The following is a 16,474-nucleotide window of genomic DNA, read 5'->3' on the forward strand; positions in this document are numbered from 1 at the left end:
GAGGTCCCGGCGGCCGGACTCAGTCGTCGGCGGCGGTGCTCTCGGGCCGGGGCGGCACGCCGGCCAGGACGTCCTGCAGGAAGGCGTGCCGGAAGTGGTAGACCGCACCCGACCGGCGCAGCACGCCCCTGTCGTGGGCCGCCTCAAGGAAGTCCATCAGCCGCCAGGGCAGTCTGCCCCTCGGCGCGTACCAGAGCCGGACCACCAGCAGGTGCAGCCAGGAGACGACTCCCGCCTTGCCCTTGTCCAGGGAGAACGCCCAGACCGGGCCGTACATCAGGCCGCCCGCCAGACCGGCGGCGGCCCCGATGACGACGCCGAACGGCGGGGCGATCCCGTACCCGCCGACCATCCCGACCGTGAGCGCGTACACCATGCCGAAGGTGAGCGCCACACGCCTGTCCTGTACGAGCAGGTGCCGCGGAGCCACCGCGTCCTCGGTGGCGTCGGGAGCGGCGAGGCCGTAGACGAGCCCGATCGGCCCGCCGCACAGCATGCCGACCACCACGGCGAACCCGGGCCCGCCGAGGAGCAGTCCCACCCCGCCGCCGATCGCCCCGACGATCAGTCCGCTCGCCAGCGCGGCACGACGCCGGCCGGTCACCCCGAAATGCAGTACCGACGGCGCGGGGGCGTTCCTTGCCGAGGCGATGCCCAGCACGATCAGGGTGATCAGCCCGAAAGCCCCGCCGACCGCCCAGCCGGCGACCGCGCTCTCGGCGCGATGGGCCGCGAGACCGCCGAACCCGAGACCGATGGCGGCACCCCCCATGACTCCTCCGGCCAGCCCGATGAGGATCCGCACCGGTCGCGGCGCCAGCTGCGACAGCTCCCACCACGCGATCTCGCTCACGTGGCGGCCGTGCATCAGCTCGGCGAGGCAGGTCAACCACCTCCTGGCGTCGTCGCCCTTCCATCTCTGCCGCTCGGAGGCGGGGTGGCTCGGGAACGCGGTGGCGATGAGGCCTTCCAGCAGGTGGCCCGCGATCCGGGCCCGCGTGGGGAACCGCGATTCGTCCGCCAGCTCACCGGGATCGGTGGACCGGCCCCGGTAGACCTGACGCGCCAGCGAGATCATCAAGGGGGTGGAGAACGCCCGCGCCAGCGGGCCCCGTGGACGGTCACGGAGGCTGTCGAAGACCGGCTGCCAGCGTTCCCTGCGCCGCTGGTGCAGCCCCCGGGAGATGAACTCGATCGCGTCCGCCGGCACGACCGGTTCCAGCTCGATGACCGCCGCTCCCGCGAGAGTGTCCTGCCCGTCGGCCACCGCCCGTTCGTACTCCCGCGCGCGGCAGGTCAGGACCAGACGCGGCAGCCGGGAACGCTTGACGAATGTGATCATCTCCGTCCTGCGCTCTCGCTTGATCTCGTCCATCCCGTCGAGCACCGGGAGCAGCGCGCCGTCGTCGAGCAGTCCCTGGAGAACGTCCTCACCGTCGTACCGCACCGGGAGATCCCGCAGAAACGGGTGGTCCTCCACCAGGCGGCGCTTGACCCACGCGTCCAGGGACTCCCCGCCGGGGTCCCAGGACGCGAGCGTCAGGAGCACCGGCACCGGCTCCGTGCTCTCTCCGTGCTCCGCGGCGTCGGCCTCCGCCACCCGCTCGTTCAGGAGCCCGAGGGTCAGCAGCAGGGCCACGGTGGACTTGCCGGCCCCCGGCTCGCCGAGCACGACCAGCCTCGGGGCCTGCTGCCGCCGGAACGCCGCCACCATGGCCCCGGGCGAGTCCAGCCGGACCCGCTCCGCGCCGGCGGCATGGGCGCCGGTCCCGTCGGTGACGTCTCGCCCGGTCGGCGACCAGTGGCCGGGCAGCAGCACCCCATGGCCGTACACGTCGCGCTTCTTCGCTTCCTTCCGCCATTTGTCCCTGACGACCCGCGCGAGCCTGTTCATCACCTCGGGCAGGGAGCCGCCCGCCCGGCGGGAGTCGCCGCGCAGCAACTGGCGGGCGGTGAACACGACCAAGGGCGCCCCGAGGACGAGCGCGATGACGACCACGATCGGGCCGTGCTTGCCCGCCCAGCTCTCCAGAGGCTTGCCCAGCAGGCCCTGGAGCACCGGGAAAACGAGCACGGCCAGCGCCGCGTAGACGACCGCCGCCAGAACCTTGACGGTTCTGTTCATCCGCGCACCATCCCATCCGCCGGTCGACACTCTTCAGATCCTCGTGCCTGTCGCCGCTCTATGGATCCTCCTCGAAAAAGATCTCGATTCGTTCGCGCCGGCGCCTGAGACTCCCCGGCGAGGCGGTTGGTTGGCGTCGGGGCCACATCCGGCCTGAATGTCCCTTTCGGCGGGGAGATGCCGCATCGTTTGCTCAGGTCGGGTGTGGAGGGGGTTCATCATGGTCACCACGGTGCTGCGCCGGTTCGGTCGTCGCACGAGGATCCTGCTGGCGGTGACGCTCGCCGTGCCGCTCGCCGCCGTACTCGCCGTGACCGGGGACGGTGCGCAGGCCGCCGCCGCGCTCCCGGCCGGCTTCCAGCAGAAGACGATCTTCACCGGCCTCACCCAGCCGACCAACATCGAGTTCTCCCCCGACGGCCGCGTCTTCGTCGCGGAGAAGAACGGCCGCATCAAGGTGTTCGACTCCCTCACCGACACCACCGCGACCCTGTACGCGGACCTGCGCCCGAAGGTGCACAGCTACTGGGACCGGGGGATGCTCGGGCTCGCCCTGCACCCCGACTTCCCGGCCGACCCGCGGATCTACACCGCGTACGCCTACAACGGCGAGATAGGCGGCGCGCATCCGAAGTGGCCCTCGGCGAACGGCACGGACGACCAGTGCCCGAGCCCACCCGGCGGGACCGGCGACGGGTGCGTGGTCAGCGGCCGGGTCTCGATCCTCACGCCCCCGGCGCAGGCGGGCGGCCTCGCCGACGAGCGGGTCCTGATCGAGGACTGGTGCCAGCAGTTCCCCAGCCACTCGGTGGGCACGGTCGCGTTCGGCCCGGACGGCATGCTGTACGCCGGCGGCGGCGACGGGGCCAGCTTCGGCTACACCGACTACGGCCAGGACAGCCAGACCGCCAGCGACGTCACCCCCGACAACCCCTGCGGTGACCCGCCGAGCAAGGTCGGCACGGCCCTCGCACCGCCGACCGCCGAGGGCGGCGCGCTGCGCTCCCAGGACCTGCGCACCCGGGCCGACCCGACGACGCTGGACGGCGGCATCATCCGAGTGAATCCCGACAGCGGCGAGGCGGCGCCCGGCAACCCGACCACCACGGGCGACGACAACGCCAAGCGCATCGTCGCCTACGGGCTGCGCAACCCGTTCCGGTTCACCTTTCGGCCGGGCACCGGCGAGATCTGGGCCGGCGACGTGGGGTACAAGACCTGGGAAGAGATCAATCGCATCCCGTCGGCCACCGCCAAGCTCACCAATCTGGGCTGGCCGTGCTACGAGGGCACCGCGCGGCAGGCCGGCTACGACGGTGCGAACCTCACCCTGTGCGAGAACCTCTACACCGCCGGAGCGTCCGCGGTGACGTCCCCGTACTACCGCTACGCCCACACCGCGAAGGTGGTCGCGGGTGAGAGCTGCGTCACCGGCAGTTCGTCGATCACGGGGGTGGCGTTCCACTCGACCGGCGCCTACCCGGCGGCCTACCGAGGTGCGCTCTTCTTCACCGATTACAACCGCAATTGCGTGTGGGTGATGCGACCGGGCACGAACGGCCTGCCGAGCACCGCCGCGCTCAGCACGTTCGCAACGAACACCGGCGGGCTCATCGACCTCCAGGCCGGCCCGGGCGGCGACATCTTCGGGGTCGACCTCGCGGGCGGCCGAATCATCCGATTCGTCTACAACGGCGTCAACAACCCGCCGGTCGCCGCCATCAAGTCCGACCGGACCTACGGGGCCCTCCCCCTCACCGTGAACTTCGACGGCACCGGCTCGAGCGACGCCGACGGCGAGGCGCTCACGTACGCGTGGGACCTCGACGGCGACGGCGAGTACGACGACTCGACCGCGGCGAAGCCGAGCTTCACCTACACCTCCCGGTCGGCCGTCACCGTACGGCTGAGAGTCGGCGATCCGCGCGGCGGCACCGACATCGCCGAGACCTCCATCACGGCGGGCTCCAGCCCGCCCACCGCCGTGATCACCAGTCCCTCGACCGGCACCAGGTGGGCGGTCGGCGACAAGATCGACTTCACCGGAACCGGTACGGACCCCGAGGACGGGGCACTCCCCGACTCCGCCCTCGACTGGAAATTGATCATGCATCACTGCCCCAGCAACTGCCACGAACACCAGATCACCGGGCAGACCGGGGCCGGCGGGGACTTCACCGCGCCCGACCACGACTACCCGTCCTGGCTGGAGCTGCGGCTCACCGTCACCGACGCCGACGGGCTCAGCGACACCACGAGCCTGCGACTCGATCCGAAGACGGTCGACATCACGCTGAACACCGCACCGGCCGGCTTCAATGTCACCGCGCTGGACACGACGGCGGCGGCACCGTTGAAGACCACCGTCATCGTCGGCTCCAGCATCTCCATCGGGGCGTCGACCAGCACACAGTGGGTGGCCGACCAGCCGTACGAGTTCGCCTCCTGGTCCGACGGGGGCAGCGCCGCCCACAACATCACCGCGCCCGAGGTCGCGACGACCTACACCGCGACGTACCGGCGCAAGACCAACCTTGCGCTGGGCCGGCCGGTCACCGCCTCGAGCGTGTGGGGGCCGGGCCGCGAGGCGGCACTGGCGGTCGACGGCAAGCTGAACACGCGCTGGTCCAGCAAGTACAGCAGCCCGCAGTGGCTCCGGGTCGACCTCGGCTCGAGCAAGCGGGTCGGCCGGTTCATCCTGCGCTGGGAGGCCGCGTACGGAAAGAACTACCAGATCCAGGTGTCGGCCAACGGCACGACCTGGACCACCGTGATCAACCGCAAGAACGGCGACGGCAAGGTCGACACGCAGGGCTTCACGCCACGCGACGCCCGCTATGTGCGGATGTACGGCACCACCCGCGGCACCAAGTGGGGCTACTCACCGTGGGAGTTCGAGATCTACGACAAGTGATGAGGGGCCGGCCGCCTTGACGTTGGCAGGCGCTCGGCCGTCTGTCCGCGCATCTCCTGAGGCCGCGTCACGGGTCTGTTGCCTGCCGGGCGCGGAGAGCCCGGAGCTTGTGGCGGTTACCGCACCGCTCCATCGCGCACCAGCGCCGAGCGCCGGGGCGGGACGAGTCGACGAACACCAGCGGGCAGTCGTCGCTCGCGCATTCGCGGATGCGTCCCGAGAGCGGCCCGGACAGCAGCTCGATCATCTCCCGCGCCAGGGTCGACAGCGCCTGCGTCGCCCGCACCGGCGTCGCCCACCCCGCGGTCGTGCCGACGGCGGCCAGTTCGGGGACCAGCGGCGCCGCGGCCGCGGCCCGGTTGATGGTGGCCACCGCCCCGGCGGGGAGCGGGCGACGCGCCGCCCGGGCGTGCGCCGCGTCCCAGATCGCCTGGCGCAGGGCCTTGGCCGCGGTCAGTTCGCGGGCGGTCACGGGGACCGTCATGACCGCGGCCAGCGGCGGTTGGGCCAGCCATTCGCCCAGGTCGGCGGGCTTGTGGAGGGTCTCGAACACCGCGTACCGGCCGTCGCCGCCCGTGTGGGCGAAGTCCAGGCAGACAGCGCCGGCGTCGAACCGGAAAGACCCTCCCCGGGGGTCGTGCAGAACCCGCCCGGTTGCACTCGCTCGCATGAAACCACTATAACTGGTGTCACGTACGAACCGCTATAAGTGGTTACATGAGGAGGCAACACATGGGCGTACGGCACATCAACCCCGAGGGACTCCACCGCAGCCCGGCCTTCAGCCAGGCCGTCGTGGTCGAACAGCCGGCGAAGACGATCTACATTGGCGGCCAGAACGGCGTCGGCGCCGACGGTAAGGTCGTCGGCCCCACGGTCGGGGAGCAGGCCAGGCAGGCGTTCCGCAACCTCGCGACCATCCTCGAGAGCGAAGGGGCGAGCCTGGCGAACATCGTGCAATGGTCCATCGCCGTGGTGGACGGCCACACGTTCGACGAGGGTGTGGCCGCCTTCCAGCAGGTGTGGAATCCGGCCGACCCGCCGCCGGCCATCACGGTCCACGTCGTCGCCGGTCTAGGCCCCGAGTTCCTCGTCGAGATCGACGCCATCGCCGTCGTGTGACCCCCGCGGCGTGGGGCCGCTCCCCGCACTGGTGCGCGCCGCAGGCATCGACAAGTCCCAGATCCGAGGCGCGACACCAAGACTCCCGGGCGTGCTGACCAGGGACGCCTTCCTCAACACCATCAGGAACCCGACGCGATCAGGCACACAGAGCGACAGAGGGCCCTCGATGTGCCCTCTGAGGGTCGGTCATGATCGCCCCCGTCCGGCGGCAGCGCGCTGCCGTGCAGGTCAGGGCGCTGCCACCGAACGAGATATACAGCTAGGCGATCACGTGGAGAAGAGCATGCCGAACATGCTCTTCTGCCGGTGGTGACCGTAGTGCGGCTGCGCGTAGCCGTGTCCTCCGTGCGCGGGAGGCGGCGGCGCGGGCTGGACCCACTGGGCCTCGGCCCGGCTCAGTGCCTCCAGCTCGCCGTAGTCCAGAAAGATGCCGCGGCACTGGTCACACTGCTCGATATGAACGCCGTTGCGGTTGTAGGTGCGCATCGCACCACGACACTTCGGGCACTGCATGGTCGGTTCGCCGTCCTTCCCTGATCCCCCGTACAAGGTCCACTAGGGCGCAGCCTATGTCATAGCGCCTTGCTCATCGCCGCGATTCTCTCGCAGGCTCGCACGAGCGCGGTCTCGTTCTCGTCGAGCGGCCGGCCGTCGTCGGCCGCCATCACGACGCAGGTAGCGGCCATTTGGACGGCAAGTGACTGGGCCGAGACGTTGAGCCTCCACCACGGGTCGCCGTCGGCGGGCAGCGCGCAGCCGCCCCCGGCGCGGTAGGCGCCGAGGAAGGTCTCCCAGTCGGGCGGCGGCAGCACGCCGGCGGCGTACAGCGCGGCCGGCCGCGCGAGGTCCCAGACCGGGTCGCCGACGCCGAGGTCGTCGATGTCGATGAGCCGCCAGCCGGACCCCGGGGTGGCGATGAGCTGCCCGAGATGCCAGTCGCCGTGCGTGAGCGCCCGCGGCCCCGCAGGTGCGATGCCCGGCTCGCCACGCGCCCACGCGGGCAGCGCCGCGTAGGCCGACCTGACCTGGTCGGCGGCCGGGTCTCCGCTCGGCATCCTGGCGACCGAACGGGCGACCCTGGCCGGGCCTCCCGCGAGCGGCGGCGGACCGGCAAGAGCGACGGGGCCGTCGGCGGCACCATTGGTGAACGCCTCGGCGGGCACCGCGTGCAGGCGCGCCAGCAGCCGCGCTCCGTCGGCCCAGGGGACCTCGCCCGAACCGGCCGGGTCCACCGGCCGGCCGGCGGGCCATACCGTGACCCACCGGTCGCGGACCCTCCGCAGCGGCTCCATGGGCGGCAGGAGGATCTCGCTGAGCAGCGGATCGGCCGCGATCGCCAGCCGGCGGCGCAGCGCGGTCTCGTCGGTGCCGGCACGGTGCGCCTTGACCACGACGGCGCCGGTCCGTACGACCAGGACACCGCGCCGCGTGGACAGCACCACGGGCTCTTCCCCGTCGCCGAGGTCCGCGAGCACGGCCCGGGCGAGGTCATCCAGCAGCGTCACGCCCCACAGTGTCGCACCGCCGTACGCCGCGACCGGCTAGAGCCGGGGGTCGACCGGTTCGGATTCGAGTGCGAGGACGGCGAAGACCGGCTGGTGGATCCGCCAGAGCGACTCTCCCGCGGTCAGCCGCTCGAGCGCCTCGACGCCCAGGGCGTGCTCGCGCATCGCGAGGGACCGCTTGCGCCCGAGCGAGCGATCCCGCAGGCGCTCCAGGTTCGCGGGCTCGGTGTAGTCGGCGCCGTAGATGATCCGCAGATACTCCGGGCCACGGCACTTGACGCCGGGCTGCACCAGCCTGCGGCGGTCGCCGTCCGGTGTCTCGCCGGCGGGCGCGGGGGGCGTGGAGATCCCCGCCAGGCCGGGGTCGAGCGGCTTGACGACCATGCCTTCGCCGCCGCCCGCCGTGAGCTCCTCCCACCACCGGGTGGCGGCCGCGACCTCCCCGGCGTCGGCGAGATCGACGACCCGGAACCCGGTCGTCGTGAGCAGCGCACCCGTCCCGCCCGCCTCGTCCGCCCCCGTGAGCCGGTCGGCCGAGGCCAGCCGGTCGGCGATCGACAGGTGCCACAGGTGATCGCGGGTGATGGCGTACGGGTGGCTCTCGCCGGCGAGCACCTGGAACGGCGCGAGTCGCAGTCCGGACATGCCCTCGACGGGCCAGCAGTACCGCGCGTACGCGTCCCTGAACCGGTCCGCGTTGACCAGCCGCCGTGCCGTACGGTCGCGCAGCGCTCCGAGGTCGAGGCCGCGTGCGGCGGCCCGCTCGAGCACGTCCGCGGCGACCGGCAGGGCGGTGCGGGCGGCGGCACCGGTCGCGGCGTACTGCGTGCGGATCAGCTCCATCGCCTTGGCCGACCACGGCATCAGCTCGCAGTCGAGCGCGAGCCAGCGGGTATCGAGCTCGTCCCACAGTCCGGCCGAGCCGATGGCCGCCGCGAGCCGGTCCACCACCCCCGCGACGAGCGCGGGGTCCCTGAAGAACGGCCGGCCGGTACGGGTGTAGAGCGCGCCACTCGTGCCGTCGCGCACGCCGAAGCGCGCGGCGGCCACCTCGGCGTCCGCGCACACCACCGCGACCGCGCGCGACCCCATGTGCTTCTCCTCGCACACGACCCGGTCGACGCCCTGGGAGCGGTAGGCGTCGAACGCCTCCGCCGGGTGCTCCAGGTGACCCGGCAGCGTCGAGGTGGCGCACGGCGCCATCGTCGGCGGCAGGTAGACCAGCCAGCGCGGATCGACGGCGAACCGGCTCATCACCTCCAGCGCGGCCCAGGCGTTCTCCTCGCGGACCGTGACGCGGCCCATCAGCCGGGTCTCGACGCCCTGCAGCCCGAGGGCGTCGTCGATGTTGAGCACGTCCGCCGCGCGGGGTACGACACCGACGTCGGCGTTCCCGGCCGAGGCGGGGAACGGCTTGACCGGTTCGTACCAGACCTTTCGCGCGGGCACCGCGACGAGCTCGCGCTCGGGGTAGCGCAGCGCCGTCAGCCGGCCGCCGAACACGCAGCCGGTGTCGAGGCAGATCGTGTTGTTGACCCACTCGGCGTCCGGTACGGGCGTGTGCCCGTACACCACCATGGCCTTGCCCCGGTAGTCCTCCGCCCACGGATAGCGCACCGGCAGCCCGTACTCGTCGGTCTCCCCCGTCGACTCGCCGTACAGCGCGAACGACCGGACCCGTCCCGACGCGCGCCCGTGGTAGGCCTCCTTGAGCCCCGCGTGCGCGACGACCAGCCGCCCCTCATCGAGCACGAAGTGGCTGACCAGGCCGTCCATGAACTCGATCGCGGCGGCCCGGAACTCCGGTGGCTCGGCCTCGAGCTGCTCGAGCGATTCGGCCAGCCCATGGGACACCGTGACCTTGCGCCCGCGCAGTGCCCGCAGGAGCTTGTTCTCGTGGTTGCCCTGCACGCAGATCGCGGTGCCCGCGCTCACCATGCCCATCGCGAGCCGCAGGACGCCCGGCGTGTCCGGCCCGCGGTCGACGAGGTCGCCGAGGAACACGGCGGTGCGGCCGGCCGGGTGGCGGGCGCCGTCGGGCCGGCCAAGGGCGTCCAGGGACAGCTCGTAGCCCAGCTCGCCGAGCAGGTCCTCCAGCTCGGCGCGGCAGCCGTGCACGTCGCCGATCAGGTCGAACGGCCCGGTGACGTCGCGCCGGTCGGTCCAGGCGCGTTCGCGGACGACGGTCGCCGTGTCGATCTCCTCGACGCCGCGCAGCACGTACGCCCGCTTGAACTCGCGGCCGAGGCCGCGCAGACCGCGGCGCAGTTCGCGGCGCTGCCGGGGCACGACGTGGCCGGGCAGGTCGCGTTCCGGGCGGGCGGCGTTGCGCTCCATGGCCACCCGCTCCGGCACGTCGAGCACGACCGCCACCGACAGCACGTCGTGCTCCTTGGCGATGGCCACGAGCGACTGCCGTGCCTTCGGCTGCACGTTGGTGGCGTCGACCACGGTGAGCAGGCCACGGCGCAGCCGCGTGCGCACGATGTAGTGCAGCAGCTCGAACGCTTCCCCTGTCGCCGCCTGGTCGTTCTCGTCGTCCGACACGACCGCCCGGCAATAGTCCGAGGAGACCACCTGGGTCGGCTTGAAGTGCCTGCGCGCGAAGTGCGACTTGCCCGACCCGGACACCCCGACCAGCACGACCAGCCCCATCTCGGGAACCCTGATCTGCGTCATCGCGTGAAAACCCCCATCTGGGTGGGCGGGCCGACCTCGGGGTCGTCGTCGCCGACGGCGACGTGCCGCACCTGGTAGCCGTAGGCGGCCGCCGCCCGGCCGGCCCAATCCCGGAACTCCGCCCGAGTCCACTCGAAGCGGTGGTCGGGATGCCTCATCGCACCGGACGCGAGCCCCTCGTACCGCACGTTGTGCTCCCGGTTGGGCGTCGTCACGATGACGACGCGCGGCCTGGCGTCGCCGAAGACCACGCGCTCGACGGCGGGCAGCCGGGGCGGGTCGACGTGCTCGACGACCTCCATCAGCACGGCCGCGTCGTAGCCGCGGAACCGCTCGTCGGTGTAGGTCAGCGCCCCCTGAAAGATCTCCAGCCGGGGTGCCCGGTCGCCCGGGGAGGGCCGCAGCCGCCGGGCCGCCATGGTGATCGCACGGTGGGATACGTCCGTTCCGGCGACCCGCTGGAGGGACCGGTCCCGCAGCAGGTGGGTGAGGAGCTTGCCGGTGCCGCATCCGAGGTCGATGACCGACTGCGCGCGCTCGGCGTGCAGCGCCTCTATCACCGCCTGTGCGCGCCGTTCGGCGAGCCGCATGGGAGGTGCCGCCGCCTCCGTGCCCGGCTCGTGCCCGAGTTCCGGTCCGGGTCCGGGTCCGGGGTCGGATTCCGATGCGGGCTCTGGCTCTGGGCCTGGCTCGGGCGAGCCTTGTCCGGCCGCCGCCGGGGCGCCCAGGGTCGGCTCCTCGTCGATGGGGTCGCGCTCCAGCCCGTCCTCGGGGCCGTCGTCGGCCTCGGCGAGCCGGCTGAGCGCCGTACGCACCAGGCCGCGCCGGTTGGCCAGGTAACGGCGGGTGATGTGGGACCGTTCCGGATGTGCGGCCAGCCAGCCGTCCCCCGCCCGGATCAGCTTGTCGACCTCGTCGGGAGCGATCCAGTAGTGCTTGGCGTCGTCGAGCACCGGCAGCAGGACGTACAGCTGGTTGAGGGCGTCGGCGAGGCGCACGTCACCGGTCAGGCCGAGCGTGACGTAGCGGGAGTCGCCCCACTCGGCGAACTCCTCGTCCAGGGGCACCGGACGCGCGTCGACGGTCCAGCCGAGCGGCTCGAAGAGCCGCCGGGCCGCCTCAGGTCCGCCCCTGCACGGAAGGGCCGGAAGCCCCAGCCGAAGCGGGATCGGCGCGCCCGCCAGGTCGGGCCTGGTGTCACACCGCCCGCGCATGGCCGTACGGAAGACGCCCGCCATCGCCGAGGCCAGGAGCGACGAGGCCGCGTACGGCCGGTCGTTCACGTACTGGCCGAGTGTGAAGTCCGGCGAGCTCTTGCCACGCGTCCGGGCCAGGCTCACCGCGTCCACGTCCAGCAGCAGCGCGGCCGTGCACAGATCCGGGCTCGCGTCCGGGTAGAAGACGTGGGCGGTGCCGAAGGCCTGCTCGAACACCTGTACCCGGTCCGGGTGCTTGTGCAGCAGGAAGCCCAGATCGGTCGCAGGCGAGACGGTGGTCGTGATCGTCAACAGCACGCGCCGCATTCTTCCCGACGGCCGCGTTCACGGCCCACCGGTTTTGCCCGCGCCGACGACCTGCCTTCCGAACGCTCAGCGGCGGGCGCGCTGAGCCGCCCCACATCGACACCATTTGTCGCTTTGGGAAACAGGAAACTGGTATTCCCGAAATGTCCGCAACAAACGTCGATCCCATTCGACCCGATGCCACGTTCGAGGCTAGCGATCTACCCGTACCCGGGTGCAGCCGACGTCGGGCCAGGCCCCCGTGAGATCAGGACTGGAGCTCGGCCAGATCCAGGACGTCGGTCGGCGCCGTCACGTTCACGGGTGCGTTGTAGTCGAGGAACTGGATCGCCTGACCCTTCTCCGCCGGTGAGCTGGGTTCGAGCCTGATGAAGTAGGGCGTGCCCGTGGTCGCGACGTACACGATGCTGTCCGACCCCTTGAGCGTGATGACCGGTTTGCCGTCCACCACGGTGGTGCTTCCCTTGGTGAACACCTCGTCGTCGAACCCGAACATCTCGTCCGAGAACTTCTCGAGGTCGGCCAGTTGCTCGAAGTCCTCGAAGTCCTTCGAGTCCTTCTTGGGAATCAGCACCCAGCGGTTGCCGATCAGGTTCGCCGCCGCTGCGCCCCCGACGGCACGCCAGAGCTTCGGGCTCTTCATGTAGAACTTGTCGTCAACGCTGATGAGCGAGACGAGGTAGCTCTTGCCGTTCATCGGCGCCGTGATCGTGCCCTTGGTCCCGTCGCGGCCCAGAACCAGGTTGATGGCGATCTTGTCGCCCTCCTCCTCGAAGCGACCCTTGACATGCACGGATGTCGCAGTGCCGAACGCGTTCTTGGCCGCCGTGACGATCTCGTCGGCGGACTTGGCCGCGATTCCGTTGTCGGCCGGAGCGGTGGGAGTGGCCTTGGCCGGCGGGGCAGCGGAGCCCTTGTTCGCGCCGTCGTCCCCACAGGCGCCGGTGACGATGACCATCGCCGTCATGGCCGCCGCGGCACCGCAACGCGTCATCAGTGCAGAGATATTCACAATTCCTTGACGTCCGACAGTAAAGAGAGGTTTACCGGGGAAAACGTCTCGGAATGGTAACAAATAGGCTGGCGGATGTAGTGATCATTCGGGAGACTCATTCCGACATGAGCAGACATCCCCGGCGAGCGATCGCCCAGCACACCGTCGAAATCCTCGAGCAGGGCTCGTACGCGACGCCCTCGGGACGCACCGTGGACGTGTCCGCACGGCTGGCCCGCGCGGTCGACGGCACCCGCGTCTACCGCCCGGCGGAGCTGAACACACTCCTCTCCCGGCCCTCATCGTCCCCGGCGCTGCCGACCATGATCGAGGTGACCGGCGAGACCACGCTGGCCGCCGCCCGGAGGCTGTCGGGCCTGCCCGACGACGAGGTCGCCTGCCTGAACTTCGCCTCGGCCAAGAACCCGGGCGGGGGTTTCCTCAACGGCGCGCACGCCCAGGAGGAGGGCCTCGCCAGGTCGTCGGGGTTGTACGCATCGCTGCGCGCGGGCCGCGAGTTCTACGACTTCCACCGGGCACAGGGCGATCTGCTCTACAGCGACCACATGATCTACTCGCCCGGCGTTCCGGTATTCCGCGACGACTCGGGGGAGCTGCTCGAAGAACCGTACGACGTGGCCTTCCTGACCTCGCCGGCGCCCAACCGAGGCGCCATCCGCGACCCGGCGGCCGCGGATCGGATCCCCGAGGTGCTGGCACTGCGGGCCGCCAAGCTGCTCGCCATGGCGGAGGCGAACGGACATCGGCGCCTGGTGCTCGGCGCCTGGGGGTGCGGGGTGTTCCGCAACGATCCGGCCGAGGTCGCCGAGGCCTTCGCCGGGCAGCTGCTAGGCGGCGGGCAGTTCACCGGACGGTTCGGCCACGTCGTCTTCGCGGTGTACGACACGGTGCCGGGGGAACCGCGGCTGGCCGCCTTCCGCCGGACGTTCGCGTGAGGTCGGCGGCGCACCCGGTCACTCGGTGACGTAGGACGCCAGGCCGCGCACCATCAGGTCGAGCCCGAACTCGAACCGCTCCTCGTCTCCGCCCGTCATCAGCGTGTCGGTCATCGAGACGATGAGGGGGAACCGCTCCCGCGGAAGGCTGATGTAGTACTCCCGGATCTGGCCGAAGTAGCGTTCGGCGTCCCATCCCTCCTTGAGCCTGGAGACGTACATCGAGCCTTCCAGCGCGTCGGCGTCGATGAACAGCCCGAGCCGGTCGACGAACCACGCGGCGATCTGGTCGGGCACCCCTCCCGCCCGCATGATCGCGAGCTGGCCCTCGGCGATGGTCAGCTGGTTCGGGCCGGTCGGGATGTTGCCCAGCGATACACGCGAGATGTCGGCGTAGGCGCTCCAGACCCGCCGCGCCTCCCGGGCGACCTCCTTGATCTGCTCCTGCCAGCGGGCGGGGTCGGGCTCGGGTACGGAGATCTCGGCCGCGATGTGGTCGAGCATGAGCTCGAGCAGCTCGTCCTTGTTCGACACGTGGGCGTAGAGGGAGGCCGGCCCGGTGCCGAGCTCCTGGGCGACCCTGCGCATGGTGACCGCGTCGAGGCCCTCGGCGCGCAACACCCGCAGCGCGGTCTCGAGGATCGCTTCCTGGCTGAGCGGCTGCTTCGGCGGGGCGGCCTTGCGCGGCTTGCGCCACGGCGGGACCGGAACGCGCTGGTCGGCCGATCGCCCGGTCTCGGCCGTCAGCTCATCGTCTCCCTCTGCTGGGCCCATGGCGGGAATCGTACTTGAGGCGAACAGCGTTCTCGGGTCGAACGACGCTCTTGACACGAATGCCGTTCAAGCGTAGAACAGCGTTCGTCATACGAACGTCGTTACTACGGGGTCACCTCATGCCAGAAGCTCTCGAAGCGTCCGGAACACTCGCCTCGGCCCGTTCGCCCGTACCCGAACCGGTGCCGCAGCCCTACCGCTGGCGCTGGGTCGCCCTGTTCGTGATCTTGGCCGCGGAGGTCATGGACCTGCTCGACTCCACCGTCACGAACATCGCCTCTCCCACGATCCGGCTGGAGCTCGGCGGCTCGTACACCACCATCCAGTGGCTCGGCGCCGGTTATGTCCTCGCGATGGCGGTCGGCCTGATCACCGGGGGCCGCCTCGGCGACATCTTCGGCCGCAAGCGGATGTTCCTCATCGGAGCCGCCGGGTTCACCGCCGGCTCGGTGCTGTGCGGCGTCGCCCAGGAACCGGGGATGCTGATCGCCTTCCGCGTGCTCCAGGGCCTCTTCGGCGCCGTGATGATCCCGCAGGGCCTCGGCATCATCAAGGAGATGTTCGACGAGAAGGAGATGGGCAAGGCGTTCGGCGCGTTCGGGCCGGTCATGGGCCTGTCGGCGGTCGGCGGCCCGATCCTGGCCGGCTGGCTCGTCGAGGCCGACCTCTTCGGCACCGGCTGGCGGATGATCTTCCTGATCAACCTGCCACTTGGCCTGGCCGCCATCGTCGCGGGGCTGAAGTTCCTGCCGGAGTTCCGCCCGCCCCGCGCGCCACGGCTCGACATCGTTGGCGCGCTGCTCGCGACCGCGGCCGCGACCCTGATCATCTTCCCGCTCGTGCAGGGCCGCGAACTGGGCTGGCCGGCCTGGACCTTCGTCTCGACGGCCGCCTCGGCCGTCGTGTTCGCGATCTTCGCCTGGTACGAGCTGCGGGTGCACCGCGCCGGCGGGGACCCCCTCGTGACGCCGAGCCTGTTCCGCAAGCGCGCCTTCACCGGAGGGCTCGTCTTCGCCGTGCTGTTCTTCGCCGGCATGATCGGCTACAGCCTGGTGTTCAACCTGTTCGTCCAGATGGGCCTCGGCTACTCACCCCTCAAGGCGGGGCTGGCCGGAGCGCCCTGGGCGGTGGGCATGGTGATCGGCTTCGGCGCGACCGCCGGCGCCGCCCAGAAGCACGGCCGCGTGGTGCTGCAACTGGGCACGCTGGTCATGACCCTCGGCATCATCGGGATGTACGCCACGTTGAAGGCGGCCGGCGTCGGCGTCACCCTGTGGCAGCTCGTCCCTGCCCTGCTGGTCATCGGCTTCGGGATGAGCATGGTGATGGCGCCGTTCTTCGACACCGTGCTGGCGGGCGTGGACGCGCACGAGACCGGCACCGCATCGGGCACTCTGACCGCGATCCAGCAACTCGGCGGCGCCCTGGGCATCGCCGTGCTCGGAACGCTGTTCTTCGGCCTGCTCGGCGGCCAGGTGTCTGGCGGCGCCGACGACACGGCTCCGAGGCTGCGTGCCGAGCTGGCCTCCGCCGGGGTGCCCACCGCCGTACGGCAGCAGATCGCCGTCGACCTGAAGGTCTGCGCCCGCGACCGGGCCGAGGAAGAGGATCCGGCGACGACCCCCGCCAGCTGTGCGATGGTGGACCGGACGGTCCGGTCCACCATCGCCGCGAACCCCCAGGAGGCCGCCCGGATCGGTGCCGCCGTCGGTCAGGCGGGGCAGGACGGCGCGAAGCGAGGCTTCATCGGCGCGCTGGAGTTCACGCTGTTGCTCGAGATGGGGCTGCTCCTGCTGACCTGCGCCTTCTCGTTCCTGCTCCCCCGGCGCGCCCGTCCCGACGCCGCCCCCTCCCACTAAGCACAAACGCCACCACCCAC

At 71.2% G+C, this 16,474-nt stretch carries 12 protein-coding genes; 4 read left to right on the forward strand and 8 right to left on the reverse strand.

The features are described from left to right. Positions 1 to 19: 19 nt before the first annotated feature. Complete coding sequence (locus HKK72_RS19155; protein WP_187235754.1) at positions 20 to 2,125, reverse strand: NACHT domain-containing protein; 2,106 nt, start codon at positions 2,123 to 2,125, stop codon at positions 20 to 22. Positions 2,126 to 2,345: 220 nt separating this feature from the next. Here HKK72_RS19155 and HKK72_RS19160 point away from each other — a divergent pair, with 220 nt between their 5' ends. After that, positions 2,346 to 5,039, forward strand: a complete 2,694-nt coding sequence (locus tag HKK72_RS19160) for a PQQ-dependent sugar dehydrogenase (protein WP_187235755.1) — start codon at positions 2,346 to 2,348, stop codon at positions 5,037 to 5,039. Positions 5,040 to 5,106: 67 nt separating this feature from the next. On the opposite strand, the gene HKK72_RS19165 is transcribed toward HKK72_RS19160, so the two are convergent. Then, positions 5,107 to 5,709: a CGNR zinc finger domain-containing protein gene (locus tag HKK72_RS19165; RefSeq protein ID WP_187235756.1), complete on the reverse strand. Its 603-nt coding sequence runs from the start codon at positions 5,707 to 5,709 to the stop codon at positions 5,107 to 5,109. A gap of 62 nt (positions 5,710 to 5,771) precedes the next feature. On the opposite strand from HKK72_RS19165, the gene HKK72_RS19170 reads away from it, so the two are divergent. Then, positions 5,772 to 6,161, forward strand: a complete 390-nt coding sequence (locus HKK72_RS19170) for a RidA family protein (RefSeq protein ID WP_187235757.1) — start codon at positions 5,772 to 5,774, stop codon at positions 6,159 to 6,161. Between the two features lie 270 nt (positions 6,162 to 6,431). On the opposite strand, the gene HKK72_RS19175 is transcribed toward HKK72_RS19170, so the two are convergent. The 5 genes from HKK72_RS19175 to HKK72_RS19195 form a co-directional block, all read right to left on the reverse strand. Then, positions 6,432 to 6,677, reverse strand: a complete 246-nt coding sequence (locus HKK72_RS19175; RefSeq protein ID WP_187235758.1) for a zf-TFIIB domain-containing protein — start codon at positions 6,675 to 6,677, stop codon at positions 6,432 to 6,434. Positions 6,678 to 6,736: 59 nt separating this feature from the next. Then, positions 6,737 to 7,669 carry an aminoglycoside phosphotransferase family protein gene (locus HKK72_RS19180; protein WP_315987334.1) on the reverse strand — a complete coding sequence of 311 codons (933 nt, stop codon included), beginning with the start codon at positions 7,667 to 7,669 and terminating at the stop codon, positions 6,737 to 6,739. Between the two features lie 36 nt (positions 7,670 to 7,705). After that, the gene (locus tag HKK72_RS19185) at positions 7,706 to 10,348 is read right to left on the reverse strand and encodes a polynucleotide kinase-phosphatase (RefSeq protein ID WP_187235759.1); all 2,643 of its coding nucleotides are present in this window, start codon (positions 10,346 to 10,348) and stop codon (positions 7,706 to 7,708) included. Further along, on the reverse strand, positions 10,345 to 11,862 hold the full coding sequence (locus tag HKK72_RS19190) for a 3' terminal RNA ribose 2'-O-methyltransferase Hen1 (RefSeq protein ID WP_187235760.1): 1,518 nt from the start codon (positions 11,860 to 11,862) through the stop codon (positions 10,345 to 10,347). Before HKK72_RS19190 ends, HKK72_RS19185 begins: the two co-directional genes overlap by 4 nt. 256 nt (positions 11,863 to 12,118) lie before the next feature. Further along, positions 12,119 to 12,865 carry a hypothetical protein gene (locus HKK72_RS19195; RefSeq protein ID WP_187235761.1) on the reverse strand — a complete coding sequence of 249 codons (747 nt, stop codon included), beginning with the start codon at positions 12,863 to 12,865 and terminating at the stop codon, positions 12,119 to 12,121. Positions 12,866 to 12,990: 125 nt separating this feature from the next. On the opposite strand from HKK72_RS19195, the gene HKK72_RS19200 reads away from it, so the two are divergent. After that, positions 12,991 to 13,821 carry a TIGR02452 family protein gene (locus HKK72_RS19200; RefSeq protein ID WP_187235762.1) on the forward strand — a complete coding sequence of 277 codons (831 nt, stop codon included), beginning with the start codon at positions 12,991 to 12,993 and terminating at the stop codon, positions 13,819 to 13,821. A gap of 18 nt (positions 13,822 to 13,839) precedes the next feature. Here the strand turns inward: HKK72_RS19200 and HKK72_RS19205 are convergent, their stop codons facing one another. Further along, positions 13,840 to 14,595: a TetR/AcrR family transcriptional regulator C-terminal domain-containing protein gene (locus tag HKK72_RS19205; protein WP_187235763.1), complete on the reverse strand. Its 756-nt coding sequence runs from the start codon at positions 14,593 to 14,595 to the stop codon at positions 13,840 to 13,842. Between the two features lie 119 nt (positions 14,596 to 14,714). Here HKK72_RS19205 and HKK72_RS19210 point away from each other — a divergent pair, with 119 nt between their 5' ends. Continuing rightward, positions 14,715 to 16,454 carry an MFS transporter gene (locus HKK72_RS19210; protein ID WP_187235764.1) on the forward strand — a complete coding sequence of 580 codons (1,740 nt, stop codon included), beginning with the start codon at positions 14,715 to 14,717 and terminating at the stop codon, positions 16,452 to 16,454. Positions 16,455 to 16,474: the final 20 nt, after the last annotated feature.

The organism is Actinomadura sp. HBU206391, assembly GCF_014323665.1.
GTDB lineage: Bacteria > Actinomycetota > Actinomycetes > Streptosporangiales > Streptosporangiaceae > Actinomadura_C.